Origin of the sequence: Chitinophaga sp. (assembly GCF_035564935.1) — a bacterium.
In the GTDB taxonomy this organism is placed as follows: Bacteria; Bacteroidota; Bacteroidia; order Chitinophagales; family Chitinophagaceae; genus Chitinophaga.
Map to the genome: position 1 here is coordinate 1 of NZ_DATMTE010000982.1, position 4,357 is coordinate 4,357.

Below are 4,357 nucleotides of genomic sequence, written 5' to 3' on the forward strand. Positions count from 1 at the left end.
ATAGAAGATGAAATACTGCAGGATGGATTTCCATATGTAATATAAAATCATCTGCTTCCGCTATTGCTATAGTATTGGCTTCACCAGCGCCACAAATCCACCGCGACGAAGCACCTTAACCTCTACTGTGCTGGATTTATCTACCACTAAATAGGTGGTAGTAAACGTTTTATCATGTTTCCCATCACTGATTAATGTCAGCTTATATTTAATTCCTTCCTGTAGAAAACTAAAGTTTATCTTCTCTTTCTTTTCCTGCATTTCGGCATTAATACCTCCAACAAACCATGCATCATTTTTACGGCGCGCCAGCATTACATCTTTACCGGGGTACCCGGCCAATAACCGGGTATCATCCCATGCAGCCGGGACTTCCCGTATAAATGCCTTAGCGGCATCCTGTAATTGACGATAGCCCTCCGGCCGGTCTGCCAAATGCTGGATACCGGATTCAAACACAACACTCAGTGCCAGTTCATGCCCATACGATGTTATATGCGGGAATTGCGAATTGGTAAAAGTAACCGGTGTATAATCCATTGGCCCCACCACATTACGGGTGAAAGGCAAAATGGTATTGTGTATTGGCATGGCCAATGTAGAGTTAGGATCATAGTTGTACCACTCGGCTCCACGTACAGCTTCATGCGTCATCAGATTCGGATAGGTTCTTGTCCAGCCCCTGGGTACAAGGCAACCGTGGAAATAAACCATTATTTCAAATTCAGCAGCGTCTTTCAATATATCAAGATAGTATTGGATCATCTCCTGCTTCTCACTCTCAAAGAAATCTACTTTTATACCTGCAATACCCAGTTTTTTTAACTTTGTAAATTCTGCTACCCTCTTTTCATGCGTCAGTAGCCTGTCGCGGGGTGTTGCGCTAACATCTGTATGAGGGCCGCCCGAATTGTACCACATTAATGGTTTCACTCCTTTTGAATGAATATATTGAAGTGCGTCTTCCAGGTTACCTCCATTACTCATGGCATCCCATTCCCAGTCGAGCAAGGTATATGGCCAGTTCATTTCTGCTGCAAGGTCTGCAAATTCACAAACAACTTTATAATCCATTGTGCCGTGATTGTTGGACCAATAATTCCAGGAAGCAATTCCAGGTTTAATCCATCCGGTATGCTTTATAACAGACGGCGCTGCAACATCATCCGTTAATGTAGATGCCACCACATCCTCAATTGTGCCTGCAATGATCACGCGCCAGGGCGACTGCCAGGGTAGCCTGATGGTGGGCTGTGCTGCCCCCTGCCCTTTTCCGTCTTTCTGATCCGGAAACGTCAGCTTGTAAACCGATTCATCATTTGTGTTGCTGAGTTTGGTACCACAATAGGTTCCTGTTACATCGGCCTCATGTAACAGGAACCAACAGGAATTATCTTTTAACTTAAAAAGCGCCGGGTAACACCATTGTTTTTTTTGAATACTGCTGTCGCTCATGGAAGTATAAAATTCTTCATTGGGTGCATTCCATTTTTCCATCCACCGGGTTGTTTCTTTAGAAATGGTGTAAGCAGTCAGTTCATCTTTCATCACAAACGTACCCCGCTGCTCCGGAAACTCATAACGGAAGGCAACGCCATCGTTATAAGCTCTGATAACAACGTTCAATTTTGCTTTTGAAGGATTTTCAAAGGAAACGATCACTTCATTTCCCTCATTGGTACAAGCCGATCTTTTACCATGTAATGCAGTATATTGCTCATGAATTAATTTCGGCTTACCTGCGTTGAGAAATTTTAATTCCTTTGAAAATTCCTGGTCGCTACGCGCCAGTCCGATATCAATGCGTGGAATCATCTCCACCATCTTTCCCTGGCTGTTGCAGGATGTTTTGATATACCATCCTCCCATGCCGTTATCCTCTGTTGAAAATAAAGAAACACTTATCCGGTGATCCGGTGACTGAACCGTTACCTTTTGGGCAAACGATGACAATGTGCAAAAAGAAAAAAAGAAAACAGCGCCAATCGAAAATTTCATATTTACCATGTTTGTATTTAATAGTTAGTTACCTCCCGCTCTGATCGCATTCATAGTGCGTTGATCAAGCACTGTATTATTGCGTCTGTCTAACGCACCGCCGGTATCCCAATAAAAGGGTTTCACACCATTTAAAATTGCCTGCCGGGTAACGTAGGTCAGCCAATAATCCACTGCATCATTGTGAGTAGCCAGATCTTTAGGAACATGCTTACTGTTATCACGCCGGTAGGTGCCGTATTCGCCTAATAATACAGGGATCTGTTTATTGGTAAATTTCGTCTTCACCAGGCTGAAGGATTTATCCACATCGCTTTCTTCGCCCCAGGTCGCATTTCGTTCCGGCTCAATGGTAGAATGATGACCGGCGCCCCAGTAGTAGAACATCTTACCCCAGGAGGCATCGCCATCCATCAGTAAACAGAACTGGGAAGGAGAGTAATAGTGTACTTCCACCATCATACGGTCTTTCACTTTATCCGTAGGAAGTGTATTCATCCAGTCATTACTTTTTTCAATATTCGTTGATGGCCCCTGCACCACCAGTACCCGGTAGCTGTTACGGCCGCCGGTAGAGCGAACTGCGTTAACGAAGGTTTGGTGATAACCGGCCAGCACGTCCATCTGTTCCTGGGTTTCCACTGCGGGTTCGTTGGCGCTGGCAAACATCAGGTGCTCATCAAAATCACGCATTTTGGTAGCAATCTGTTCCCAGAATGCTTTCTGTTTTGCGTTGACAGAATCCTGTTTTACTTTGCTGATATTGTTCTCCAGCCAGCCGCCGTCCCAGTGAATATTAAGTAAAACATACATGTCGTTATTCACGCAATATTGTACCACCTGTTTTACGCGGTTAAGCCATTCATCCTGGATCTTGGCGGTAGCTTTGTCCGAATGCAGGTCCCAGGCGCAAGGCAGGCGGATAGCATTAAACCCCTGCTGCTTTACAGCCTTGATATAGCTTTCCGTGATCAAAGGATTACCCCATGAGGTTTCCCCGCCGGTAGCTTCCAGGGTATTTCCAATATTCCAACCCAGTTTGAATTTTGCCGCCAGCTGTACGGCGTTGCTTTCCATGCCGCTGGCATCTGCGGGCGCTGGTGATACGTTATAGCCCGGATACATGCTGCTGCCCTGTTTTATATTCACCCTGCGTACCTGGCTGCTTCCGGCGCTAATGACCAGCACCGCCGAACGGCTCGCGCCCGTTGTGTTGGGCACGGTGCTTACTTTGACAGTCATGTTTCCACCACTGCCGTTTGCCTGGCTTACCTGCAACCAGCCGGAAGCGGGGTTACTGATATTCCAGTCTACATTACTGGCAATGGAAACATCAGCAGCGCCTCCATCGGGCTGGAAAATAATTTCTGCTGAAGAAACAGACAACTCCGGTGTAACAGTGCTCTTTTTACTGCAATACGCGGCCGTTATGGCAAAAAATAGAAGGCCAACAATCGCATACCTCCTGCTGATTTTCACGTTCATATAATCGGTTAAAAGTTATTGATGCTATTTAATCTTCACCACCCTGATGTTATCAACAGCAGCCTGTAAACCGGAAGCGGAAGGCGAACCGGAAAAGTTTTTGGTCTGGATATTTACCGCACCGGTGGCTGTGGCGCCCAGTAAAGTGGTCAGGTTTGAAGCTGCCGTACCTTTACCATCATTGGTCCTGAACAATGATAAAGGAATCGTTACAGTACGCCAGCCTTTTGTGGTATAGGGAGAAACAGTGCCATTGGCGCCTTGCCAGGGCTCATACCTGGCCAGGTAATCAAAAGAGTAACCTTTTATCACATAAATAGAAGTGCCGGTCCATGCAGCGGGGACATTGATCTCAAACTTAAAAGCATAATCATCAATGGCAACACCTAAACTATCAGTGGGTATCCACTGCACATCGTTGGTATTTATACTTCGTCCTCCATCCCACCAGGTGCCATCACCGGCTGGTAATATATTATTTTTCAACACCGCGTAGTAGCCCCTGTTGCCGGGGAATGCTGTGCTGCTGTTATCGGTGCTGCTACCCCAGCTAAAAGTATTGATATTATCAAAATTACAGAGCACCCCTGTTTTGTCGTCATTCACATTATAGGGAGTAGTAGCCGTACCGGATTTGGTAGTGATCACTACCGGTCCGCTTTTGCTAAGCTTTGGCAACACAAATCCAACAGAAGTCCCATCGCTGGATTCTGCAAATTTGGTAATCGCTGTACCGGCAAAAGTGAAGTCCTTTATAAAAAATAAATTCAGCCCGGAGATATACACGGAGTCCCCTTCATTGGCATTTTCATTGGAAACAGCGGTGATGGATGGCGGTGGCGCAGCAATGCTGAATGTAAAAGTAGTGGCCCCC

3 protein-coding genes are annotated in these 4,357 nt (G+C 45.8%); all 3 read right to left on the reverse strand.

All coding sequences use genetic code 11. The features are described from left to right. Positions 1 to 66 precede the first annotated feature (66 nt). The gene (locus VN105_RS25500) at positions 67 to 1,998 is read right to left on the reverse strand and encodes a glycoside hydrolase family 97 protein (protein ID WP_325645566.1); all 1,932 of its coding nucleotides are present in this window, start codon (positions 1,996 to 1,998) and stop codon (positions 67 to 69) included. 24 nt (positions 1,999 to 2,022) lie between these two features. Continuing rightward, on the reverse strand, positions 2,023 to 3,483 hold the full coding sequence (locus VN105_RS25505; protein WP_325645568.1) for a cellulase family glycosylhydrolase: 1,461 nt from the start codon (positions 3,481 to 3,483) through the stop codon (positions 2,023 to 2,025). Positions 3,484 to 3,507: 24 nt separating this feature from the next. Then, the coding region (locus tag VN105_RS25510; protein WP_325645570.1) for a glycan-binding surface protein at positions 3,508 to 4,357 on the reverse strand (850 nt) is incomplete at its 5' end.

Bases quoted from the DNA above. Each gene is read 5' to 3' on its own strand.
- VN105_RS25500 (WP_325645566.1), bottom strand. From the start codon at position 1,998: ATGAAATTTTCGATTGGCGCTGTTTTCTTTTTTTCTTTTTGCACATTG.
- VN105_RS25505 (WP_325645568.1), bottom strand. From the start codon at position 3,483: ATGAACGTGAAAATCAGCAGGAGGTATGCGATTGTTGGCCTTCTATTT.